Source organism: Dyella sp. 01N36 (assembly GCF_056399745.1).
Map to the genome: position 1 here is coordinate 22394 of NZ_JBFTRY010000032.1, position 6000 is coordinate 28393.

Genomic DNA, 6000 nt, shown 5'->3' on the forward strand with positions numbered 1-6000 from the left:
CCTGGTCGATCAATGCATGCCATCCATCGCACACGACCGTATGGACGTCTTTACGTCCGATGACAAAAGGCAACCATCAGGCCACGCCGGTCTTGCCGCCATCCATGGGAATCACCGCACCCGTGACATAGCTGGCCAGCGGCGAGGCGAGGAACACGGCGACGTTGGCGATCTCGCGCGGCTCGGCCATGCGCCCCATGGGAATTTCCGCCAGCTGGTCAGCCAGCACTTCATCGATGGACCGATGACTGGCGCGCGCCAAGGCATCGAGGCCCTCCTGCAAACGCCCGGTACGTGTCGGTCCGGGATTGATCACGTTCACACGCACGCCTTTGGATGCATAGGCACTGGCATAGCCCACCGAAGCGAGCATCAAGGCCGCATTGGCCGCTCCACCGCCGATGTGCACGGGACTGACCTGCCGGCCGCCCTGCCCCACCACATTGACGATGCTGCCGTGGCCGCGTGCCGCCATGCGACGGATCACCGGGTCGATCATGTGCATATAGGTGAAGTACTTCGCCTGCATCGCGTCATGCAGCGCATCGGCGTGCAGATCCGCGATGGGCGTGCGGCGCGCGGCGCCCGCGCAGTTCACCAGGACGTCGATCGGGCCGAATTCGTTCTCGATGTATTCGGCCACCATCTGCGCGGCGACGATCTCGCGCAGGTCCGCCGCAGCAACGTCCATGCGCAGTCCTTCGCGCTCGAGGTCGTGCTGTGCGGCATGCAGGTGCGCGAGGTTGCGGGAGATACCGACCACCTTCGCGCCTTCGCGCGCAAAGGCCTGCGCACACGCCAGGCCAATGCCCTTGCTCGCGCCGGTGATCACGACGACATGCCCAGCCAGACCGACGTCCATGCAGCGTTCCTTGTACCCATAGCAACGAAGGTCATTGAAGCACGCTGCCCGCAGCGCGCGCGTGGAGGTGATGCCTGTCACCTGCGATGGCTGATGGCTGGCTCTGCCGCCGACCTGCCTCCCTGGACACCATAAGCGCCAGCTTCCGGGCCCAGGCCCGCCCCGGACCTCGTTCAGCTTTATAGGCCATCAGTCATGTTGCGAATTTCAATCCCAGCTATTGACGCCTGAGGATATGGTGTTATAGTTCACTACAACACCGGTTCACGAGAGCACTAAAGGAGAACGCCATGAAAGCGAATAACCTGCTAGCCCTGACCGCCGCCGCCTTGTTTACTACGGTTGGCCTGGCCGCCATCAACTCCAACTTCAACAGTCCCCCCGTCAGTGAGATCAACGGCGTCAAGGTCATCGACCTGGCTCCGGTCACGGTCCGCCCGTCGGCTGAAGACCTCCGCGCCGCCGCCATGCTGGCCGACGCCAACGTCGCCACCCTGAGCACTGCCCCGCTGCTGTCCGCCGAAGCCACCTCCAACGTGGTGCTCGGGAGCCAGCTGGCCATGCCCTACTATTCTTTCGGTAGCACCAAGTTCGGCCGTATCAGCAAGGAATAACAGTATGACCATCACCTGGAACGACAGCGTCCCGATCTACCGCCAGCTCCGCGAACGCGTTGTGGCGATGATTCTGGACGGCGCCTTGAACGAGGGCGACCCGCTGCCGTCAGTACGCCAGGTTGCTGCGGATTTCCAAATCAATCCGCTCACCGTCTCCAAGGCGTATCAGGAACTGGTCGACGATCAACTGGTGGAAAAAAGGAGGGGATTGGGCATGTTCGTCATCGATGGAGCCAGGGAAGCGCTACTCAAGTCCGAACGAGAGCGCTTCCTGCGGGAGGAATGGCCCGCGCTCTTCGCCCGCCTGCAACGCCTGGGGCTGGACCTGAAGACCCTGCTGCGCGAAGCCCCCAATAGCGCGGGCAGCGAAGGGAGCCAGTCATGAACGCGGTCGTCACGGCCATTGGTCTGAACAAGAGTTACAAGAATGCRCACGCCCTGAACGACGTGAGCTTTCGCATCGAGTCCGGCCGCATCGTGGGCCTGATCGGTCCCAACGGGGCCGGCAAGACCACCGCTTTGAAGGCCATCCTCGGCCTCACCGATTTCAAGGGCGAGTTGAATGTGTTGGGCTTCGATCCACGCACGCAGCGCGACCAGCTGATGGAACAGGTGTGCTTCATCGCCGACGTGGCGGTGCTGCCGCGCTGGATCCGGGTAAGCGAGGCCATCGATTTCGTGGCCAACGTGCACCCGCGCTTCAACCGGGCCAAGTGCGAAGCCTTCCTGGCGCGCACCAAGCTCACTCCCAATCAGCGCGTGAAGCAGATGTCCAAGGGCATGATCGTGCAGCTGCACCTGGCGCTGGTGATGGCGATCGACGCCCGCCTGCTGGTGCTGGATGAGCCCACGCTGGGCCTGGACATCCTCTACCGCAAGCAGTTCTACCAGAGCCTGCTGGAAGACTATTTCGACGAGAACAAGACGATCATCGTCACCACCCACCAGGTCGAGGAGATCGAAAACATCCTCACCGACCTGATGTTCATCCGCGACGGCAAGATCGTGCTGGATACCGACATGGACACGGTTGGCGAACGATTCGCCGAGGTGATGGTGAGTGCCGACAAGGCCGCCACCGCCCGCAGCATGAAGCCGCTCGATGAGCGACAGGTGTTCGGCAAGAGCATCTTCCTGTTCGACGGCGCCGACCGCGCCACGCTGGAAAGCATGGGCGAAGTCCGTCGCCCGACGGTCAGCGACCTGTTTGTTGCCACCATGAAGGGAACCTACGCATGAAAACCTTCTACTGGTTGCTGAAGCGAGAATTCTGGGAGCACCGCGGTGGCTTCCTGTGGGCCCCGATTGTCACGGGCGGCGTCTTCCTGGTGCTCAACGTGATGGCCATCATCACCGCCGAAGTGCTCAGCGCGCGTCATGGCGTACGCATCGGTGGCAACGACATCCAGATGATGATGCAGCACGCCGATGCCGGCGACTGGAAACAGGTCGGTGCGGCGGCCGACGTGGCGATGATTTCCTCGATGGGATTCATCGGCATCGTGATGGGCATCGTGGTGCTGTTCTACTGCCTCGGCTCGCTCTATGACGACCGCCGCGACCGCAGCGTGCTGTTCTGGAAATCCCTGCCGATTTCCAACACGAGCACCGTGTTGTCCAAGGTCGTCAGTGCCGCCATCGTGGCGCCGGTCATCGCGGTCGTGGTCAGCATCATCTGCGGCCTGTTGCAGCTGTTCATCTTCTCCATCGTGCTGTCCTTCCATGGCATCAACGTGTGGCAGTTGCTGGCACTGAGCCATCCGCTGCGCGCCGTGGCCTCGCTGGTCAGCAATGTCCCGCTGTATGCACTCTGGGCCCTGCCCGCGGTGGGCTGGCTGATGCTCTGCTCGGCCGGCGCACGCAGCAAGCCCTTCCTGTGGGCGGTGGCGGTGCCGGTGGTGCTCGGTCTGCTGGTGAGCTGGTTCGGCATCATGGGCTTGTTTAACCTGTCCTCCGCGTGGTTCTGGGCCAACGTCGTACAGCGCGCACTGTTGAGCGTGTTCCCGGGCTCCAACCTGGTGTTCGACAGGCACAGCGCCCTGAACATGGGCGGCATGAACGACAACGATCCTCTGGCGATACTGTCCCCCATGCACACCTACGGGCTCCTCGCCTCGCCTGACCTGTGGATTGGCGTGCTTGCCGGCCTGGCCCTGATCGCCGCCGCCGTGTGGTTCCGCCGGGTTCGCGACGACAGCTGATTGACGGTCTTGTCCCGCCTGCATCTTCCGCAAGGACGCGGGGTGCAGGCGGGACAAACTTTTCCCGCCGCCCAAGCTGCGGCAGACTTCACCCCTCACACCACGGAGTGTCGCCATGTCGTTCCGCTACCTGCCCTGCGTGCTCGCCCTTGCCGTGCTGACGTCCGCTTGCAGCTCAGGCAATGATGTCCAGATCTTCGGCGGCGATACCGATGTGATCAACGGCCACATCACGCTCCATGATGGACAAGTCACCATCAAGGCGTCCGGCGCCCCCGACGCCACGGTCGATCAGAACGGGCAGTTGGCCATCGATGGCCATGAGGTGGCGATCAACGACGCGCAGCGTTCGCTGCTGCAGCGCTACAACGGCGCGGCGCGGCAAATGCGCGAACATGCGATGGAGGCGGGCAAGGCGGGCGTAGCTACTGCCACCAAGGAGCTGGGTGCCGTCACCGGCAAGATGACCGGTGCCGACACTGCCGAGCAAACCAAGCAGAAAGTCGAGGAAGCCGCTGCAACCATCAAGCAGGCCGCCGCCAAGATCTGCGAGGACGTGGCGGACATGAAAACCGCGCAGGACGCGCTGGCGACCCAGCTCGATGCATTCAAGCCGTATGCCACGGCGGTAAGCGACGAGAACGTCGAGAAGTGCCGCAAGGACACCAGGCACTGACGGAACCGCCTTTGTGGGAGCGCACCCTGTGCGCGACTTGCGATGCGTCACCTAACGCACGAGCGTCGCGCACAGGATTGGCTCCCACATTGTCAGCCGCCGCTGCCACCGCCGCCGTGGATACCGCCGCGCGTGAGCGTCATCGGATCCAGCAGCTTCTGCAGTTCGCTCTTTGAGAGCCCGGTGGTTTCCAGCGCCACATCCATGATCGGGCGCTTCTCTTTGTAGGCCTTCTTGGCCGTAGCGGCGCCCTTCTCGTAGCCGATCACCGGATTGAGCGCGGTGACAAGGATGGGATTCTTGTCCAGCGCTTCCTTCACCCGCGCCGTATTCACCTTGAAACCGGCGATCGCCTTGTCCGCCAGCAGCACGCTGACGTTCGACAGAATCCCGATCGACTGCAGCAGGTTGTGCGCGATCAGGGGCAGCATCACGTTGAGCTGGAAATTGCCCGACTGACCCGCGATGGTGATCGCTGCATCGTTGCCGATCACTTGCGCGGCGACCATCGCGGTGGCCTCCGGAATCACCGGATTCACCTTGCCCGGCATGATCGACGAACCCGGCTGCAGCGCCGGCAGCTCGATCTCGCCCAGGCCGGCGAGCGGGCCGGAGTTCATCCAGCGCAAGTCGTTGGCGATCTTCATCAGCGCGACGGCCAGCGCCTTCAGCTGGCCGGACAGCTCCACGGCGGCGTCCTGCGCGGCCATACCTTCGAAATAATTGTCCGCCGCATCGAAACGCACGCCGCTCAGCTTCTTCAATTCACGCGCCACCGCGGCACCGAACTTCGGATCGGCATTGATGCCGGTGCCCACGGCCGTACCGCCGAGCGGAAGGCGGCGCATGCGCTTGAGGCTGTCTTCGATGCGTTCGATGGCGCTGCCAATTTGCGCGGCCCAGCCGGAAAGCTCCTGGCCAAAGGTCACCGGCATCGCATCCATCAGATGCGTGCGGCCGGTCTTGGGCACGTTGCGCAATTCGCGCGCACGCCGGTCGATGGTGCGCTTGAGGTGCTTGAGCGCCGGCAGCAGTTGTTCGCTGGTGGTCAGCGTGGCGCTGACATGAATCGCGGTGGGAATGACGTCATTCGAGCTTTGCCCGTAATTGACGTGGTCGTTAGGGTGAATCTTGCCGCCCGCCTTGTTGGCCAGATGGGCAATCACCTCATTCGCATTCATGTTGGTGCTGGTGCCCGAGCCGGTCTGGAACACGTCGATCGGAAACTGATCGTCGTACTCGCCCTCGGCCACGGCGAGCGCCGATTTGCGGATGGCGTGCGCCTGGGTCTTCTTGAGGTGGCCCAGCAGGAAATTGGCATCCGCGGCCGCGGCCTTGATCAAGCCCAATGCGCGGATAAAGGAGCGCGGCAAATGCATGCCGGAAATCGGGAAATTGTCGACGGCGCGCTGCGTCTGGGCACCATAAAGCGCCTTCGCCGGCACCTTCAACTCGCCCATGCTGTCGTGTTCGATGCGGAACTGGGTCATGTCCTTGCGATTCCTCTCGGGGGATTTCGGGAATATAGGTCGGGGCGTGTTAGGGCGCCGCCAAGGGGGGATAGCGTCCCAGCTTGTCTGTGGGAGCGCACCCTGTGCGCGACAAGCACGCAGCGGTGTACCGCTCCGTAGGTCTGTCGCGCAC

7 protein-coding genes are annotated in these 6000 nt (G+C 63.1%); 5 read left to right on the top strand and 2 right to left on the bottom strand.

Annotated features, from left to right (window positions below; translation table 11 throughout):
• Window positions 1–76: 76 nt before the first annotated feature.
• Window positions 77–862 carry an SDR family NAD(P)-dependent oxidoreductase gene (locus tag AC1DMG_RS08935; protein WP_477180425.1) on the bottom strand — a complete coding sequence of 262 codons (786 nt, stop codon included), beginning with the start codon at window positions 860–862 and terminating at the stop codon, window positions 77–79.
• 290 nt (window positions 863–1152) lie between these two features.
• Between AC1DMG_RS08935 and AC1DMG_RS08940 the strand changes: the two genes are divergently transcribed.
• The 5 genes from AC1DMG_RS08940 (at window position 1153) to AC1DMG_RS08960 (ending at window position 4356) form a co-directional block, all read left to right on the top strand.
• Window positions 1153–1476 carry a hypothetical protein gene (locus AC1DMG_RS08940; protein WP_477180426.1) on the top strand — a complete coding sequence of 108 codons (324 nt, stop codon included), beginning with the start codon at window positions 1153–1155 and terminating at the stop codon, window positions 1474–1476.
• A 4-nt stretch (window positions 1477–1480) separates the two neighbouring features.
• Window positions 1481–1864: a GntR family transcriptional regulator gene (locus AC1DMG_RS08945; protein ID WP_477175953.1), complete on the top strand. Its 384-nt coding sequence runs from the start codon at window positions 1481–1483 to the stop codon at window positions 1862–1864.
• A complete protein-coding gene (locus AC1DMG_RS08950) occupies window positions 1861–2718 on the top strand; it encodes an ABC transporter ATP-binding protein (protein WP_477178211.1) in 858 nt (285 codons plus the stop codon). The genes AC1DMG_RS08945 and AC1DMG_RS08950 overlap by 4 nt, the downstream gene beginning before the upstream one ends.
• The gene (locus AC1DMG_RS08955) at window positions 2715–3680 is read left to right on the top strand and encodes an ABC-2 transporter permease (RefSeq protein ID WP_477178212.1); all 966 of its coding nucleotides are present in this window, start codon (window positions 2715–2717) and stop codon (window positions 3678–3680) included. The genes AC1DMG_RS08950 and AC1DMG_RS08955 overlap by 4 nt, the downstream gene beginning before the upstream one ends.
• A 115-nt stretch (window positions 3681–3795) precedes the next feature.
• Window positions 3796–4356 (top strand): DUF2884 family protein, encoded by a 561-nt coding sequence (locus AC1DMG_RS08960; protein WP_441604104.1) that lies wholly within the window; start codon window positions 3796–3798, stop codon window positions 4354–4356.
• Window positions 4357–4448: 92 nt separating this feature from the next.
• Here the strand turns inward: AC1DMG_RS08960 and AC1DMG_RS08965 are convergent, their stop codons facing one another.
• Window positions 4449–5846, bottom strand: coding sequence for a class II fumarate hydratase (locus AC1DMG_RS08965; protein ID WP_477178213.1), 1398 nt, complete (start codon window positions 5844–5846; stop codon window positions 4449–4451).
• Window positions 5847–6000 lie beyond the last annotated feature (154 nt).